We start from the raw sequence: 18,345 nt of genomic DNA on the forward strand, positions 1-18,345 counted from the left end.
GGTTTTGAAATTTAAGTGATTTTATTTTATCTGTGGAAGGGTGATGATTGAACAATATATAGTGTTGAAAGTAACTTTTATCTTAGACTAGTTAGTGTGCTAATTATTGATGGGTGTCGCTTTATTGAATCCTAGCAACAAAATTGCAGAGCTCTCATGAAGCAAAGTGGATAAGTTGGAAAATTGCTACCCTTGGTTTAGATAAAAATTTAAAAAAATAGCGCTACCTGGGTAGCGCTATTTTCTGAACATTTTGCCAAATGGCAGTGGTATTTGGATGTATTTACGGTGCTATTGGGCCAATTACCACTTGTTTGGTTTTGCTGTCATTAGTGTAGTCAACTGAAATCTCAGCGCCTTCATTTAAGGTGTCGAAATTTTCGGTAAACACTTCAGTGGTACCTGACACATCAGAATAGATTTTTATATCGTCAACATACAGAGGACCACCAGAGCCATTCTTTGTTTCGAAGCCAATAAATTTTGATCCTTGGTTAAGAATAGATGAAGATATCGCGAATGCAGGAAAGGGCATGCCCGAAACTTCACCGCCGGCAGATGTAATTTGTTGTCCGTCAATTGACAAGGAAACCTCTGGGTATCCACCATTCGCATCTCTTACGGCTTGTGTTGCATCCCAGGTAAATGCCAGATCGAACCATTGGCCTTTTACATGTGTTTGCTCCAATTCGAAAGCGTTGCTATTAGAGCTTGCGCCTGTGCCATTAAACATACGTATAGTACCATTTGATTTAAGTATTATATTTGCCATGGTTCTTTGGGGCTCGCCAGCACCTTTATACGTTTTACCATGGAATATAATTCTTGCATCTTTAGATGCCGACTCTGGGTATTGAACCCTAAAGGTCGCTTTACCCGAGGTATGGGCGTCAACTGGGGTGTTTATGACAAAACTGCCGTCACTTGCATCTCCGTTTATTTGAGCTGCTAAGTTGCCTCCAACTAAACCGTTAATTGTAACGGGAATATCAACTGCGGTGCCATCTATTGCCATCACTTTAATTGATTCAGATAAAGGCGTTGGTGCAGTACCGTCACCTTTTAGCGCGACAACTTCTGCGTTGGTATTGTCTAGTTGATATGTCCATGCACCCATTTCATCAATATTGAAGGTACCATAAGCAGTTGCAACTTCTTCCTGTACTTGGAATTTAGCTTGACCAAAGTTAGGATCGACTATGGTTAAAGCGCCAGCAGCATCAATGCTATTTACGTTCACCGCCACTGCTGAGATGCCATTTTCATCAACTTCAGGTAGGCCTTCAATTACAGCTGGCACAAGTTGTGAGCCTTTAACTGTAATGGTAACAACTTGCTCAGTACCATCAAGCGACTTAATAGTGAAAGTATCTTCTAACGAAGGCACGTCAGCATCGTCTAATTCTCCTTGATAATTTAATGCAATTGCATCTGCTTGAGTTTGGTCAAGCGTATAAGTCCAAGTGCCAGTATCTGTATCAAAGGTGACATCACCATACATAGCTTCAAGTGTTTGAGTTGGTGAGAAAAGCGCTTCTGCTGGGTTAGCATCTTGCACTTTTACTGTACCAGATGCACTGCCGTCATCATAAATTACATTAAATTTTAGTGCACCGCTAAATGTTGCTGGGACGTCTATGCCATCTACACTAATGGCCACGCTAGACGTTGTACCATCGGCCGTCTTAAAGCTAAAAGCACTTTCTTGCAACGACGGCATATCCGAGCTCACTAAAGCGATGACCATTTCGTTGGTTTTATCAAGCTTATATTCCCAATCGCCTGCAGCATTTATTGAAAAAGTACCATAGCTACCTTCAAGGGTATTTGGGTAAATTAATGCTTCACCGTCATTTGCGTCAGATATTAATACACGGCCACTTGCACTGTAATCAGCTTTTGTCGCTACACCTGCAAAATCGCCTGATAGCTGCGCTGGGGTTGCTTCGGTTGTGGCATTTTTGTCATCATCACTACTACATGCAGTTAAAGCAGCAATAATGGATAATGTTAGGAATTGTTTTTTCATCATTCTTCCTTATTACGTATTCTTTTCTTTGAACCAGATTGCTAGCAGCAATCTGGTTTTGTTCGTAATGGGTTAATTGCTAGCTTATAAATCACGCACAACTGTAATGTTGTCTGTGGTGATATTTTTGTAGTAGGTTGTTCCGTTGTTGCTAATGTCTTTAACAAGATCGCCAGCGTTATTGGTTGAGAAACTTTCTTCAAAATCAGCTGTGTCAAACAGCACATCGGCATTGATGTTTTTGTAGAACTTGATGTCATCAATCAATAGTGCACCCAAACCGCCTTTTTCAGCGTTTTTCTGCACGAAAAAGCGCATTTCATTTAAACACTTGTATAAGCTAGAGCCCGCAACGCTTTGTGCGACAATTTTTTGTGTCGGGTCCGCAGGAATAGCACCATGTTCAGACGAAGCTGGTGTGTCATCAAATGACAAAGTTAGGTAGTTAAGTGCCTTACCAGCGTCGTACTGCCAAGTCATTTCTATGTCAGTCCATTCACCTGGGGTGAACATATGGTCAAATATGACTTTGTCGGTAATGAACTTATTATCATCGTCTTTGGCATAGTCTGCGCTACCGTTTTCATATGAACCGCCAGCAACAATTTCAGCTGACCACATTGAAAACTCACCGCCTTTGTCGCCATCAACATAGAATTGAGCAAGTCTACGGTTGTCACCACCACCGTCGTTATTACCATTCCAGCGGCTACATGTCATACCCAATTTGGCTGTTGTTAATAAGTCCTCAGTGATTTTAGCTCTGAATAACAATTTACCTTCTTGAGGTTCGCTGCTACCTATTTCACTGCTTTGACGCAGGTCGATTGCAAAAACACTGGTTAAGTCAGTTTCACTTGGGATTTGTGCAGCAAAGTTAAGTGGCGCACCTGTGATATTTACCGTGAATTCAACTTCAGTACCGTCTGTTGACTTCAACATAAAGGTTTCGCTAGTTGAGTCTTCAGGAGTGATTAACGATTGCAAATCTGGGTGGCGTTTATCCAGTTGATAAGTCCAGCGGCCACTTGGTTCAATGGTAAATTCACCATATTGTGCCGCTATATCCGTTTGAAAATATGACTCTTCAAAGTTAGCGTCATAAACTTCAGCCGTACCCGCAGCAAAGGTGCCGGTTAACGAAACATTAGCAACTAAAGCACCTCTAAACTCTGCTTCACTGGTTGAATCTGTACCTTTAATTACAAATTCCAATTCATCTTGGGTGCCATCAACTGAGGTTAAGGTTAAGGTATCTGTTAGCGTTGCATTAGGGTTACCACGTAGGGCGGCAACTTCTGAGTGAGTTTCATCCAAATCATAGGCCCATTCACCGTCGCCAGCTTCTGTCATTGTGAAAGTGCCATACATAGCTTCTGGAACTAGAGTGTAGTCAGGATCTGCTTCACCATAATTGACATCAGTTACACCGATAACCCCTGTGGCATTGCCATGGCCAAAGGTGATTTCTACTTGCATAGTTTCACCTTTGGTACCATCAAAACCGATTTGTGTTTCAAATTCATTATTAAAGTTTGCTGGTACTTTTTTCGCATCACTATTGTCTAATTGACAAGCTGACAAGGCTGTAATCATAGACATTGCAAGAATCTGTTTTTTCATTTGATTATTCCTGTAAAATTAAAAGTTGTAACTTAAGCTCACAGAGTAGATGCGGCCCGCGTAACGAATGCGGCTAATGGCTTGATCGTTACCACCAATATACTCATACTCTTGACGGTTATTTAAATTGAAGGCTTTTAAGTTCACTTTTAAGTTTCTATTGAATTTGTAAGAGGTCGCTAAATCTAAACGGCCACCAGCTGTTTGCGTGCGCGCATCACTACCTAAAAACGATGTGTTACCACCAGCACTTAATAACTTTTCATCCTGCCAGTTGTAGGCTAAACGAATGCTGAAGCCGTCATTTTCGTAGTAACCAATTAGGTTACCTGAGTAGGGAGCTATGCGGGTCATTGGCTGGCCACCACCTTCGTCTAGGTCAATTTTGGTAAAGTTAAATACACCACCAAAACCGTTCCACGGGTAAGATAAAAAGTCTAATTTTTGCTGAATGGCAATTTCGTAACCTGTTACTCTAATTGGAATATCACTGTTGTAGGTTTCTTTGATGGTTACTTTACGGTTTGAAACAATGTCACCACCATCACCCGGATCGTATTCACCAACTTCTTGACAAAGACCCGTGGCGCTACCATCGGCAACAAGTTCAAGTTCACCCACTTCATATGCTTCATGATTGCCGACTGGGCAGATGGTATCAGTTTGGATTTTCCCTTCGATATCTTTAACAAAAATACCGGCTGAGATAGCAGAACCGTCGCGGTTATACCAAGCTAGTGATAGGTCGTAGTTGTTTGAAGTGTAGGGCAATACTTCTGCTTTTGAGTTTTCTAAACGCACACGCGTGCGACCATTTTCAAACACTGGGCTTGGCGTTTGAGACATTAGGTTAGGACGAACTAAACCTTCAGAATAAGCAGTACGCAACACGATATCGTCGGTAAGTTCGAGCGCCATATTAAAAGATGGCAATGTGTGTTCATAATCTGTTTCTGTCAGTACAGCAATAGCTTTACCTTCGTCGTCAAAACCTTGACCAATAACATCGTTAGTGGTTTCAACATGACGTACACCCATATTACCTGTGTAGGCAATATCTCCAAACTCGCCTTCAAATTTACCCATTAGGTAAACCGCATTAATTGCTTGGTCAGCGTTAAAATTAAATCGGTAAAATTCGTTCAGTTGGTTTTCGGCGTTATCTGCTGGATCACCACTCTTTAGTTTTAACGCAAAACCTGTGGGGTCGGCTTTTTCCCATTCTTCGACTAAATTACCGTCTTTGTCATAGGCTACCATGTCTTGTTGAACTAACTCTTTAAGGTTTTCCGAATCCAACACTCGCCAGCCGTTACTTGAGTTGTAGTGGCCTGGGTAATCACCATTAAAGTAGACTGTTTGGTTGTCAGATGACAACCTGTCTTTGTACAATACGTCTTCGTTGATTTGTGATAAATTCATGGCGCCACCACCAACACGTAAATCGAAAGTTTTTAAGATTTCACGAGAGTGGCGACCACCAAATTTAACGCTTGTGAGTCTAAAGGTATCATTGCCAATATCGGTATAACGTTCAAAATTGATTTCACCCGACTCAAATTCTCTTTCTGGACGCTGCACACGACCATTTACATAATAATCAAGAGACTTGCCGCCAAATTTCTCACGCGCCGCTACTGCGTCATCATGTAATTTCTGCTGTTCTGCTCTAGCATCTTTTTCTTCTTGAGATAAAGCTGCTATCTCCTCAGGTGTCATTGCTGCTGGAGCATCCACCATTGCAGGAAAGTAATTTTCAGGAAAGTCGTCGTAATTTTTTGGGTTGATTGCAGGGTTCAATGTGCTGCCAAATGAATCTACCGGTACTCTACTCCAACCGTTGGCGAATCTAAGACCCTCATTTTCTTCGGTTATTGGGCCTAAAACGCCGTTAACATCCGAATAATTCCAAGTGTCAAAGCCTTCAATTGTCGCTGAGGCATTTTTTAAATTACCTTTGCCTGTATTGATGGTTGCATTGATTCCTGTTGGTGCGTAATAAAATTCTTCACCACTAACTAGTTTATACTTTTTGTTGGTTTTATTGGTATGGCGTAAATCTAAACCTTGAATTTGGAACTCGTTAAATGAACTAGATTTGCTCACCGTGGCATCAATTAACCAATCATCATTTGCGTAATTTGCATATAAAAATATGCCTTTAGCTTCCTCTTTTTGTGAGGTTAATCGATTAGATGGTGTCCAAGATACATTGGTCAACTTAACGTCGGTAACTGCATAAACCGGGATTGTTGCTAACGCGGGATCATGAATTTCTGGATCATATTGACTATTTGCATTGTCACTTAAACGAATCGGAGCATCAAGTAACTCAACTTTTTGTGTGTCTAAGCGGCCTTTATCGTCACCGTTCGCGATAGAAAACTGCACATCTTCCATATTACTCTCACCCAAGTCGCGCTTGGTGTATAGAAAGTTTGCACCTAATTTTAGAGAATCTGTTACTTTGTATTCGATATTACCAGTAAAAGAAACACGGTCACCGCGTGAATTTTCAGTTACTTGGCCTGCTTTACCAATTACTTTGATAATTGATAACGGGTCGGTAATACCGTACTGTTGTTTGTACGCTTCTAAATCTTCTTTGCTGATGAATTTAAAGTATTCTGTTGAATGATCTTTAATTTCATTTAACGCAGTGTATTGAGTGAAGTTAGCTGTGTCACGGCGGAAGTTTTGCTCTGAAGCGGCAATTTTAAAAGCGACAGCAAGTTTGTCTTTGATCAAGTGTTTTGAAGCAGATAGCTTAATTTGTTTATCCCAATTCTCTGCCAACTCTTCGTATCGACCACCAATATTCAGTGAATATTTGCCATCCTTTTTACCTAAAGCGCGCTGTAATTTTTTATCAACAACACCTGCAATACCACCTTCTTGCATATCTGCAGTTGGTGATTTAACGACAGTTACGCCATCAAATACACCTGCTTCAAATGAACCAAATGGGTTTGAAGAACCAACTGTGCCCATGCTGCGGCTTGGTGTTGCAAATGATTGCCCTTCAGCCGTTGTTTTAACAAATCCGCCTGACAAACCGCGTAAATTAATTTCCGAGTTACGTGAGCCGTCATCCGTATTTAACTGAATGCCCGGAATGGCTTGTAGTGCTTCACCTAAATCTAGTGCGGGTAGTGCGTCAATGTCGGTCGCTGATATTGCATCTACAATCGAAAGCGCTTCTCGTTTTGTATTTAATGCGTTTTCTAATGAGCTACGAACGCCAGAAACCTCAATGGTTTCCATTTCTTCGTCTGCGTCAGTTAATGCTGCGTTAACCTCTGCCGCAACGGCTGATTGAGAGAACAACGTCATCAGTATGCTTGCTGATCCGCTAATTAGTAGCGACCTGTGTAAGTTTTTGTGTTGTTTGTTTACTTTGGTATTTCCCATGAGCATCTCGCCTATATTTGGAATTGTTTTATTTCACCGCGTTAACCTGTCGATAACATTACGGACATATATAGGGAAACAAAATAATCACAGTCAGTCAACGGTGGTCACTTATGAACCAGGGTGTTGAAGTGGATATTTACTGATATTTTGCACTGTTCGGTATGCTTGTTTGTGAGCCTGAAACTCAGATGTATTTCAGGTTTTTAACTGTGGGTTGTTTTTATAAGTTTTTGTATTGTAATGTTTTTATTTTATTTTTGTTGAGGCTTTTTATAAATTGTAGAGCAACGGAACTAATGTAGTTATACCCCCTATCAAAAAAAATTAAATTTTTTTTGATAGGGGGTATCAATTTCTTTATTTGTTAGCTTTCAGTTGGAACTGCAATGATATAATTGAAAATGATTTTGTATGATGTTTTAATTGGTTGTTATGATTTTTATGTTTCAATGTAGGAAGAAGCAATTTTGTTAAAAAAGACCTTTATATTAAGCGTTGTTATTGGCAGTGCTGTGGCTCAAGCATTTGCTAACGGAGTTACTGCTCATGTTGAACAAGATGGATTCGTCGCAATTGAAGCTGAAAATTTTGCAACCCAGCATTTAGACCAAAAACGAAGCTGGCATACATTTTCGCAATACAATTTTCATCACGACATGCAAGACAGTGACTTACCACACTATGATGATGCCAGTGGGGGAGCCTATATTGAGTTATTGCCCGACACCCGTGCAAACCACCATGAAACCCTAGTGCGTGGTGAAAACTTTGCCGAATTTGGCGGGGAAGTTGCGGTGCTTTCATACCCTGTGTTGTTTGAAACACCTGGTACTTATTATATTTGGGCACGAGCTTTTAGTACGGGCAGCGAAGACAATGGCGTACATTTTGGGTTAAATAATCAATGGCCTGAATCAAGTGCGCGTTTGCAGTTATGTGACGGTAAAGATCTGTGGACTTGGTCATCTGCTCGTAGGGTGCCAGATAATCATTGTGGTACACCTAATACAGTCAGCATAGAAGTGCCATCTGCAGGCGTACACAACTTGATGTTATCTATGCGTGAAGATGGGTTTGAGTTAGATAAAATTATTTTAACGCAAGACAAGTCTTTTGTACCTCAAGGGACTGCCATTCAGCCAACAGTATCAACCCCAAGCGAGTTCCCAAAAAAGCAGCAACTAAAAGGCATACTGCAATATAAGCGGATATTGGATGCACAAGAAAACTTCAAATATGTAGTGGATAAAAGAGAGGTTGGTACGCATCAACTTACCTTGGTGACCTTATCAGAAAAAATAGGTCAATCTAGTTTTCAAATTATGCTGAACGGCAAAGAAGTTGCCAAATTTGTTAACCCACCTATGCAAGTGGATAACAAAGAAATCTATTTATCAGTAGATGGTATTCAACTGAACAAAAACGACATAGTCGAAGTAAAAGTAATGCCTAGTGCTCATTCTACTAACAAACCGACACAAAGCTTATGGCGAGCTCTAGTGGTAGGTACACTTAGGTAAGTTGAAATAGATAAAAATTGCGAGATATGATGAATTTACTCAAACCCTATTTAAAACACTGTGCGGCACTAGCTGGCTTATTTACCCTAGTTGCTTGCACTCAAGAGCCAGTTGTTACTCAGCCTATAGTTGACGAGAAAACACAGCAGCAACCACTTGAAAGGCCAAATATTCTGTTTATTTTAGCTGATGATCATAGGTGGGATTTAATTGGCAAATATCACGATATTATTAAAACCCCTAATTTAGACCAGTTAGCAGATAAAGGTACAGTGTTTAAAAATGCCTTTGTCACAACACCTATTTGTGCCTCTAGCCGTGTGAGTATTTTAACTGGGTTAACTGAGCGAACGCATGATTTTACCTTTCAACAGCCAGCCACAGGTGTTGAAGAATCAGCACTTGTTTATCCACGCATTTTAAAAGAAAACGGCTACCAGTCTGCGTTTATCGGCAAATATGAAATTAAACTGTCGGGCGAAGACAGTGACAGGTTTGATTATTTTAAACCTTTATTGCAAGCAAAAACTGAAACTTATAAAGGCCAAGCGTTACCACAAACTTATTATATTGCAGAGCTAGCTAAAGACTTTATTAGTCAGTCGAAGTCATCTGATAAACCTTGGGTAATGGCAGTTAACTTTTGGAACCCACACGCGCACGACAGAGATGAAGAATTACAATTCCATTACCCTGAAGAGTTTGAGTCTTGGTATCAGGATGTAGAAATTCCTGCTGCTAAATTATCAACTGATGCAGACTTTGCAGCACTACCTGAGCCGTTGCAACAATCGGCAGCAAGAGTGCGTTGGCAGTTTAGATTTGGCAGCCCTGAGTTATACCAACAAATGACTAAACGCCATTATCGTGCAATTAGTAGTGTTGACAAAGCTGTTGGCATGATTTACCAGGCATTAGAAGCACAAGGCATGGCCGACAATACCATTATTATTTATACCGGTGACAATGGTTACGCAATGAATGAACGCCAGCTCGCCGGAAAATGGTTTGGTTGGGAAGAAGACTTGCGTGTGCCACTCATTATATACGACCCGCGTAACAAAAAAGCCGATACGCAAGAAATTGAAAAATTGGCGCTGAATATAGATATCACGCCAACTATTTTGGATTTTGCAGGTGTTGCTGCTCCAGCGTCTTATCAAGGTCAAAGCTTATTGCCATTGATAACACAAACAGAGAAAGTAGAGTGGCGTGACGAGTTCTTTTTTGAGCATATGTATCAACCGAAACGCTTTTTAATTCCACCTATGGCTGGTGTACGTAGTGAACAATGGAAATATGTTGATTTTTATAAACATGATCACGTGCAATTGTACAATTTAGCAGACGATCCAGACGAACAATATAACTTAGCTGACAAAGCCGAATATACGCAAGTTAAACAACAAATGGCGCAAAAACTCGCGGGTTATATCAATCAATATGAAGATGCTCGAAGTGCAGAAGTGAAAGCGAGAGGGACTTATCCGAATAGCCATTAACAATGGTACTTGTTAATTAGTCAGGTGTAACTTCAAGTTGCACCTGACTATATGTAGTACTTATAAATCAAAGGTTTTTAACCATTTTTCACGCTGGTTTTCCAATAAAATTTGTTAGGATTTTCGGTGTAACATTCATTTTGTAAAAATGATTTAGCTACTTTTTCGAGCGCTGGTCTTTCAGTCAAATATTGGTAAGAAGCTTTGCAGCGTCTATCGAACGAATTATTGATTTTTCCTTTGACCCAACCTTGCACAACAATGTTGTTACACTCTTTGTCTACTAGTGTTTTAACTTCGATAAACGAATCATTCTCTACTAAAGTTTGTAAATTACTTTGGCAAATGGGTGCTTTTGATATTTTTTCGTCTGCGAATGGATTGTAGTTCATAGACGAGCAGCCACAAAGCACTACACATAACGACAATTGGTAAAACTTCATAAAAAATTCCTTGTTTGAATAACTAACTAATAAAAATATAGATTAAGCGTGAGCTGGTTTAGATGCATTAAGCTCTGCTTTGTAATAAAGTTTAGTGCCTGCTTCTTTTACGATTTTTGAGATACTTGGAATTAAATCTGGGGTAAAATCGGTTACGTGTGCGGTAATGCCGATTGCAGCGACCGCATTGCCTCTATAGTCAATAATTGGTGCTGCTAAACACCGTACTTCGTTGGTATATTCACGCTCATCCATTGCATAACCTTTAGCGACTACTTTTTTCAATTCTTCTTTAATTTGAGCAACCGTTGTTATGGTTTTATCAGTACGCTTGGCAAAGCCAATTTCGTTAAAAATATCCTCAATTTTATTGTGGTAAAGGTGCGCCATAAATATTTTGCCTGTGCTTGAACAATGTAAAGGTGCCAGTGTTCCTTGACGCGAAGCGATTTTGGTTGGCCGAGGGCTGTCACATACTTCAATAATTAGTGAGTTGTAGCCACTGGGTACTGCTAGGTGTGATGAGAAGCCTGTTAGTACAGATAGCTGATGTAATACCGGCACAGCTTTCTCACGTAATTTGTTAGTAGATACCATTTGCAAGCCGATATTCAATAAACTATTACCTGCAAAATAATATCTGCCTTGTTTTGATGCCATTTGTTCATGGATCAGTGTTTTTAAAATGCGAAATACTGTGGTGTGTGGCATATCCAGCTTATTTTCAATTTCTGATGCAGATAAACCCCTATCGCTTTCTGCCAACATAACCAGAATTTTACAAGCATTTTTAAGGTTGGGGATAAGGTAGTCGTTCATTCATATGCCTCAATAGTTGAAAATTTCTCACTGGTTTATGTTTAACAAAAGTGACAATTTCAAATTCAGTTGTTAAGATTACGTTATTGCTCATGAATCGTCAAATTATTTCAATAATGGTCAGTTGATTGTTGTTAGGTTTATTCATATGAAGTTTATTAACCGGATTAAAATTAAAACACGCATTGTTGCCTTGGTTATGGTCCCACTGGTCGTAACCGTTTTACTAGCCTCTGAAAAGTTGAATGATGCTCAACTAAAGCTAAAACAAGCAGAAGATCTAGAGGTGTTGCAACAGTACGTTTATACCGCAGCGCCATTGCTTTCGGCAATTCAGCAAGAGTTGCTCTATACCAAAATGTATTTAGGGCCAGGTAGTCCAGAAGAGCCTATCGGTCTTGAATTTAAACAAGATATGTTAGATGCCAGAATACCTGTCGATCGTGCTTTAAAAAGTTACCGTATGTTCATTGACGATAAACAAAGGTTTGCCCGATTTGAGCAACTTGTTGCTGATATTGAAGTCGTAAAACAAGCATTAACCCGCCTAGAGTATGTGCGTGCATTGGCTTCTCAAAGATTAAAGAAAAAGTTAAATACCCCAGAGATGCAAGTGGAAGGTAAGTACACTTGGACAGGACTGGGTTTTCAAAAAATAGTTGATAGTTTGGTATTTAGCACCAACCAAGTGGTCTTGTTAGCGTCAAAAAATGACAAATTGTCATTGCTTGCAAACGCGTTTAAAAATTTGGTTTACGCACAAGACAGCGGCCTTGTTTTAGTTGGCACTGTTTATCGAGGTATAACCGGCACTTTGACCGTGAATTTCTATGGCGATTTAATGAAACGAGCCGCGTTAGAAGCGTCTTACTTAGATAACTTTGTACGTTTCTCTAACCCAGAAACGGTAGACTACTTTAACACTCAGCTTGGTCAACAAAATTTTTACCAACAAGCTATCAACAAATATGAACACATTCGCCGAAAAACTGCAGATTACATAGATAAACCAATCGATTTAAACGAAAAAGAATGGTTAGAAGTGGGTAGGCAAATTAGTACAGGTTACGAGCGAGTCATTGATAAGAGTTTACAGGATATAGAGCTAGCGAAAAATCGTGTAATCGAAGAAGCGCAAACACAAGTTTATAACTTGATTGGTTTAATCACATTCTTGGTGATTACGTTGGTTTTGTTGTCGGTTAAAATAATCATGAGTATAAATTCGCCACTTAAAGCGCTCATGGCTGATTTACAGAAATTAGCATCAACCAAAGATATGACTTTGCGCAGCCATATAGATGGCACCAATGAGTTGAGTTTGGTTGGTCATGCGTTTAATTCGTTAATCACTACTTTTGAAAGTACCTTATCGAATGTACGTGAGAAAATTGTTTCGCTCGACGGTATCTCAAAGCGAGTATCGAGTTCAATGAACGAATCTATGCAGTTGATTGACAATCAAAAGCAAGCAACTGAGAGCATTTCGGTTGCGGTCAATCAAATGACATCTACTATTTACGAAGTTGCTAATATGGCATCTTCTACCTCAGAAACTGTTAAACGTGTTTATGATGTATCTGTGACTAGCCAACAAGATGCAAATAAAACCAAAGCGACTATAGATGAGTTAATTGTTGAGTTGGGTGATACCAGCAAATTAGTCGTTAACTTAAATGATGAAGCAGAACAAATTAGCAACGTGTTGCAAGTGATTCAAGGTATTTCAGAGCAAACTAACTTACTTGCATTAAACGCAGCCATTGAAGCCGCTCGTGCCGGTGAAATGGGGCGTGGATTTGCAGTAGTTGCAGACGAAGTACGCAGTTTATCTAAACGCACGCAGGAGTCGACTGGCCAAATACAACAGCAAATTGAGGCTCTTATTAATGGTGCTTCGCAAGCAGCTAGTAAAATGGCGTCTTTACAAAAAAATGGACAAGCTGCAGTCACTATAGTTGAGAAAAGTACTTCGGCTTTTTCAGTGATTAAGTCGGAATTAGACCAAATAACCGATATGTCGAGCCAGATAGCGGTAGCAGCAGAAGAACAAACCAATGTTGCGGATGAAATAAATCAGCGCATTCATGCCATTAAAGACGACTCAGATGCAATGCATCAAAAAAGTCGTGAAACCTTATCATCGATTCAATCTTTATCACGTAACGGCGAAAGCCTATTGGAGAATATTTCAGTATTTCATTTCAAATAAAATAACAATGTTGTGAATGCAAGGGTATGGACTAACAACCGCAAATTGTAGTCCGAGGAAATAAAAATAACATTTAATCAGGAAATTATATGAGAAGACTAATCATTGTTTGTTTGACGCTTTTTTGCCAATTCGCAACTGCTAAAACAAGCTTATCCGATCCAGAAATATATGGCGCACTTGAAAGTGTAAGCTTGGTGCGGATTTCACCAAGTGGCGAGCGCATTGCTTATCGAACAACAGATGGCGATCGCGACATAATTGTGGTGATGGATCTTAAAAGTAATAAGGTAGTAGGTGCGATTAATGCAGAAGAGGTTAACCCAAAATATTTATACTTTGTCAGTGAAGACAAATTAATTCTGGTTGCTTCCAGTTATAAGGTTTTGCCTGGTTTTATCGGTAAACATCATGTTAGCACTGCATTTGTATTTGATGTTGCTGAAAAAGAGTTGGGGCAGTTACTCACACCGGGAGACAGGATCTATATGGGGCAATCGGGTTTAGGTCGAATTGTTGGTATTTCACCTGATCTGCAATATGTCTATATGCCAGCTTATGTTGGCGAAAGTTCTAATGAGTTACCGCCATTTAACTTAATGAAAGTAAAGTTAGAAAGACGACCAAAACCTAGAACACATGCTTTGGGCAATCATGCTGTAATTGATTATTTTGTTGACGCAAAAGGTGAACCGTATGTACGTGAAAAATATGACAACCGCAGCAATAAACATTCAGTTGAAGTTAGTCGAGACGATGAATGGGTTGAAATATTCGCTGAAACTGTACCATACCGTTACAAAAGTTTTGTTGGTTTAACGCCAGACAGACAAGAACTTGTAATGTTAACGTCGGGCAAAAATGGCCGGGATAGTTATTACACGATGTCGCTGAACGATGGCAAAATATCCGCGCCAATCTTCTCGCGCGATGATGCTGATGTTGAGTCTGTTATATCAGATGTAAACCGGATTGTTGCTGGCGTTAGATACTCCGGATTTAAACCTAGTTATAGCTTTTTCGATAAAAAACTGGATGCTAAAGTAAAGTCTATTCTAGGTAGCATGCCGCAGTACAGTTTCACTATCAGTGACTATGATGAGAACTGGAACAATATTGTTTTTTATATACAAGGTGAAGGTTTAGCTGGCGAATTTTTGCTTAATACTGGCAGCCAGTTTACGCGTATTGAAAGCGCACGTAAAAATATACCAGCAGAGCAGGTGGCTAAAGTAATTGAATATGAATACATAGCTCGCGACGGTTTAAAAATCCCAGCGTTATTAACCTATCCAGTAGCCGCCAAAACTAAAAAACATCCTGCGATTATGCTGCCACATGGTGGACCTGAGTCTTACGACAGATTTGGCTTTTATTGGTTGGCGCAATATTTTGCGAAAAAAGGTTATATGGTTATTCAACCACAATTTAGAGGCTCTGAAGGTTTTGGTGCAAAACATGTGTTGGCTGGCCGTGGTGAATGGGGCAAAAAAATGCAGGATGATTTGACTGATGCGATAAATCATTTAGCCGAAAAAGGCCAAATCGACCCAGACAGAGTATGTATTGTTGGTGCGAGTTATGGAGGTTATGCAGCTATGGCTGGAGCGGCATTTACCCCAGATTTATATAAATGCGCAATTTCAATAAACGGCGTAAGTGACGTTGAATCTATGTTAGACGAAGATGAAGATAAATACGGCAAAGATCATTGGGTGCTCAGGTACTGGGGGGATGTTATTGGCTCGGTTGACCAAGGTAGAAAATTGCTGCAGGAAATTTCTCCGATTAACTATGTTAAAAATATTAAAGCACCAATTTTATTAATTCATGGTGCTGCAGATACTGTGGTGCCGTACACACAGTCTTATCATTTAAACGACGAATTAGAAGATGAAGACAAAGACGTCACATTTGTGCGTTTAAGCAAAGAAGATCACTATTTAAGCTCAGCACATACTCGCATCCAAGCGTTACAGGCGATCGAAGCGTTTTTACAAAAACATATGTAGGTATATACTGAAGGCAAGATAGCCAAAACGCCTGCTTCATTGCGGGCGTTTTAATATGTGATTTAAAAGTAGAATAAAATGAAAGTATTGATAGTTGAAGATAATGATCAAATTAGAAAATCAATTGTGCGTGCTTTTAAAGCCAATAAATATGCGGTCGACCAAACTGGGGATGGCGAAGATGGTTTGTGGCATGCGCTTGAATACGACTACGACGTCATTGTACTCGATATTATGTTACCCAAACTGGATGGCAAACAAATACTTCAGCAAATTCGCCAAGCAGGAAAAGATGTACCAATTCTGTTTTTAACCGCGCTTGATCAACTAGACGACAAAATTGAAGGGTTCAAAATTGGCGCTGACGATTATTTGGTTAAATCGTTCGCCATAGAAGAGTTACTTGCACGCGTAGAGGCATTAACCCGCAGGCGGTACCAAGCCACATCTTCAAACTTGACGGTTGCCGATTTACAACTTGACCGCAGCGCTCGCACCGTTACTAGAGCGGGCAAAGCTTTAACCATGTCCCCGCAGTCATTTGCCTTGTTAGAGCTGTTTATGCTGCGAAAAGGACAAGTGATCTCACGCACAGAAATAGAGCAATGTATTTACGATGAGCACGTTAATCCCATGAGTAACGTAGTAGAGTCGGCCATATATGCATTGCGTAAAGCCATTCAAACTGATAAGTCCCAACCTCAATTGATCCAAACTAAACGTGGCATGGGTTATGCTTTACAGGAACCTGAAATTGAATAGTTTGCGAAATCAACTGCTTGCTTGGTTACTGCCAAGCTTTATTGCCTTGTATGCACTTGCCGCAACCAGTTTATATCAGGTTGAAAAAACACGCCTTTACGAAAAGCTAGATGATCAGCTAGGTTTGATCACCAACCAAGTTAGGTCAGCATTAACTCGGCCCTCACTTGAAAGCCGTGAAAAGCGATTCTCTAGTGAAAATTTAGCGGCTATATTAGAGGAAATCGCACAAGAGCAAACCACTGATGTGCTGTACTATCAGGTCACTAGCCAAAGTTCAGCCGTTTTGCTGAAATCTGATTCTATGGGTGAGGTGAACTTTGCTTTGCAGCCTGGCCCAAATATATACAGTCAGTTGCTCAAAGCGGACACCAAGCTTTATATTCGTAATGTGCCTATTCCAGAGCGGCGAATGCGTCACAGAATGATTATAACGGTCGCATTAGATGACGCATTATTAACGGCTAAATTGCAGTCTTACAAGCAATGGTTGGTTTTAGGTGGTGTTGGGTTAAGTGGATTATTTGCGCTTATTCTTGTCCTAGTTATACGCAAAACACTCAATCCTGTTGCTTCGTTAGCTATTCACGCAACTAATATTAACGCTGACAATTTAGCGCTTAGGTTTGAAAGTGAACAAATACCTACTGAAATTCAACCGTTTATTAATAAACTAAATGATTTGATGCAACGGCTTGATGATAGTTTTGTGCGTGAAAGGCAATTCAGTAATGACCTAGCTCACGAAATGCGTACACCATTAGCTGCCATTCGTGCAACAGCTGACGTCGCGCAAAAATGGCCAAGCGACAATGTTAATGATGATTTTGCCGATATTGAAAAACTAAGCATTCAAATGCAGAACATGGTTGATACCTTACTCACGTTAGCAAGGTTAGACTCGGATGCTCGCCAATTACAAATTGACTCGGTTGTGTTCAGCTCTATGCTGGCACAAATCATCAAGCTGCATCAGCAAAAAATAGGTGAAAAACAGTTGTTGATACAGCAAAACTTTGAAGATGAAGACTTAACCTTAAGTTGCGACCAAAACTTATTACATATTTTATGGGCAAACTTAATTAGTAATGCCATTGCCTATGCACCGGCACAATCGGAAATTGAGATCACCGCAACTACTAAAATCATGAGTATCAGTAACAATTGTAATGGCTTAACCCAAGATGATTTAAACAAAATGTTTGAACGATTTTGGCGACATGAACAGGCGCGCAGCCAGCAACAGCATGTTGGCTTGGGTTTATCAATTGCAAAACGCAGTGCTGAATTATTGGGTTATAAGCTGACTGTTGAACTGAGTGAACAACAAAGTGGCCAACAAAAAATTATTTTTAAAGTTTTTTGTAAAGAATTGTAAAGACTAAAAAACATTATAATTTCCTCATCTTCTGCTCATATTGCTTTTTATAAACTGACCTCGTCAACTAAACAAAGAGGTATTCCTTATGAAAATATTAAGCACTGCAATTTTAGCATCATTATTAACTGTAGCAGTTTCAGCTCATGCGGAAACAAATCAAGGCACTGAAGGTAAAGAGAAAAAGCGCGTTAGCCCAATTCACAAATTATTTGATACAAACAAAGACGGTGTAATTGACGCTGGCGAAATTAGCAATGCAACTACTGTTTTAAATGGTTTGGACAGCAACCAAGACGGTCAATTAGACAAGGTTGATTTTGCTGAATTACGTGAGCAGCACAAAGGTAAAAAAGGTCCTAAACATTGTCCAAAAAAAGGTAAAAAACCTTTTGGCCATCACCCACGTGAAATGTTCAAGAAAAAAGATGTAAACAAAGACGGTGTATTAGACAGTACTGAAGTGAAAGCTGAATTTATCGCTAAATTTGACGCTGACCAAGATGGTGTTGTCAGCAAACAAGAAATTAAAGAGCATTTTCAAGCAAAGCGCGCTGAGAACAAAGCCGCTGAATAAGCTGAAACAAATAGACGTATTCCCAATAAAGCGTTACAGCCTTGAGCAGTAACG

General features: G+C 39.9%; 12 protein-coding genes. 7 read left to right on the forward strand and 5 right to left on the reverse strand.

All coding sequences use genetic code 11. The features are described 5' to 3' along the window. Nucleotides 1-283: 283 nt before the first annotated feature. From WSC_RS0113770 to WSC_RS0113780, 3 genes are all read right to left on the reverse strand, one after another. Nucleotides 284-2,029 (reverse strand): VCBS domain-containing protein, encoded by a 1,746-nt coding sequence (locus tag WSC_RS0113770; protein ID WP_016956522.1) that lies wholly within the window; start codon nucleotides 2,027-2,029, stop codon nucleotides 284-286. A gap of 84 nt (nucleotides 2,030-2,113) precedes the next feature. Then, nucleotides 2,114-3,652, reverse strand: a complete 1,539-nt coding sequence (locus WSC_RS0113775; RefSeq protein ID WP_016956523.1) for a VCBS domain-containing protein — start codon at nucleotides 3,650-3,652, stop codon at nucleotides 2,114-2,116. A gap of 18 nt (nucleotides 3,653-3,670) precedes the next feature. Beyond that, nucleotides 3,671-7,063: a TonB-dependent receptor gene (locus WSC_RS0113780; protein ID WP_016956524.1), complete on the reverse strand. Its 3,393-nt coding sequence runs from the start codon at nucleotides 7,061-7,063 to the stop codon at nucleotides 3,671-3,673. A 470-nt stretch (nucleotides 7,064-7,533) separates the two neighbouring features. On the opposite strand from WSC_RS0113780, the gene WSC_RS24260 reads away from it, so the two are divergent. Together WSC_RS24260 and WSC_RS0113790 are read left to right on the forward strand one after the other, a co-directional pair. Next, entirely contained in the window at nucleotides 7,534-8,586 is a 1,053-nt protein-coding gene (locus tag WSC_RS24260) for a hypothetical protein (RefSeq protein ID WP_016956525.1), read from the forward strand. Nucleotides 8,587-8,612: 26 nt separating this feature from the next. Further along, nucleotides 8,613-10,088: a sulfatase family protein gene (locus WSC_RS0113790; protein WP_237716315.1), complete on the forward strand. Its 1,476-nt coding sequence runs from the start codon at nucleotides 8,613-8,615 to the stop codon at nucleotides 10,086-10,088. A 77-nt stretch (nucleotides 10,089-10,165) separates the two neighbouring features. Here WSC_RS0113790 and WSC_RS0113795 read toward each other — a convergent pair whose 3' ends face one another. Both WSC_RS0113795 and WSC_RS0113800 read right to left on the reverse strand, forming a co-directional pair. After that, nucleotides 10,166-10,531, reverse strand: coding sequence for a hypothetical protein (locus WSC_RS0113795; RefSeq protein WP_040394571.1), 366 nt, complete (start codon nucleotides 10,529-10,531; stop codon nucleotides 10,166-10,168). A gap of 42 nt (nucleotides 10,532-10,573) precedes the next feature. Further along, a complete protein-coding gene (locus WSC_RS0113800; protein WP_016956528.1) occupies nucleotides 10,574-11,350 on the reverse strand; it encodes an IclR family transcriptional regulator in 777 nt (258 codons plus the stop codon). A 148-nt stretch (nucleotides 11,351-11,498) separates the two neighbouring features. Between WSC_RS0113800 and WSC_RS0113805 the strand changes: the two genes are divergently transcribed. The 5 genes from WSC_RS0113805 to WSC_RS24265 all read left to right on the forward strand — a co-directional run bounded on the left by WSC_RS0113805 (nucleotide 11,499) and on the right by WSC_RS24265 (nucleotide 18,291). Continuing rightward, nucleotides 11,499-13,562, forward strand: coding sequence for a methyl-accepting chemotaxis protein (locus tag WSC_RS0113805; protein ID WP_016956529.1), 2,064 nt, complete (start codon nucleotides 11,499-11,501; stop codon nucleotides 13,560-13,562). 89 nt (nucleotides 13,563-13,651) lie between these two features. Then, nucleotides 13,652-15,574, forward strand: coding sequence for an alpha/beta hydrolase family protein (locus tag WSC_RS0113810; RefSeq protein ID WP_016956530.1), 1,923 nt, complete (start codon nucleotides 13,652-13,654; stop codon nucleotides 15,572-15,574). Nucleotides 15,575-15,652: 78 nt separating this feature from the next. Further along, on the forward strand, nucleotides 15,653-16,336 hold the full coding sequence (locus tag WSC_RS0113815; RefSeq protein ID WP_016956531.1) for a response regulator transcription factor: 684 nt from the start codon (nucleotides 15,653-15,655) through the stop codon (nucleotides 16,334-16,336). Next, on the forward strand, nucleotides 16,329-17,714 hold the full coding sequence (locus tag WSC_RS0113820) for a sensor histidine kinase (protein WP_016956532.1): 1,386 nt from the start codon (nucleotides 16,329-16,331) through the stop codon (nucleotides 17,712-17,714). The genes WSC_RS0113815 and WSC_RS0113820 overlap by 8 nt, the downstream gene beginning before the upstream one ends. Before the next feature lie 88 nt (nucleotides 17,715-17,802). After that, nucleotides 17,803-18,291, forward strand: a complete 489-nt coding sequence (locus WSC_RS24265) for an EF-hand domain-containing protein (protein WP_016956533.1) — start codon at nucleotides 17,803-17,805, stop codon at nucleotides 18,289-18,291. The last annotated feature ends 54 nt before the right edge of the window (nucleotides 18,292-18,345 follow it).

Origin of the sequence: Catenovulum agarivorans YM01, assembly GCF_000281085.1 — a bacterium.
Lineage (GTDB): Bacteria > Pseudomonadota > Gammaproteobacteria > Enterobacterales > Alteromonadaceae > Catenovulum > Catenovulum agarivorans.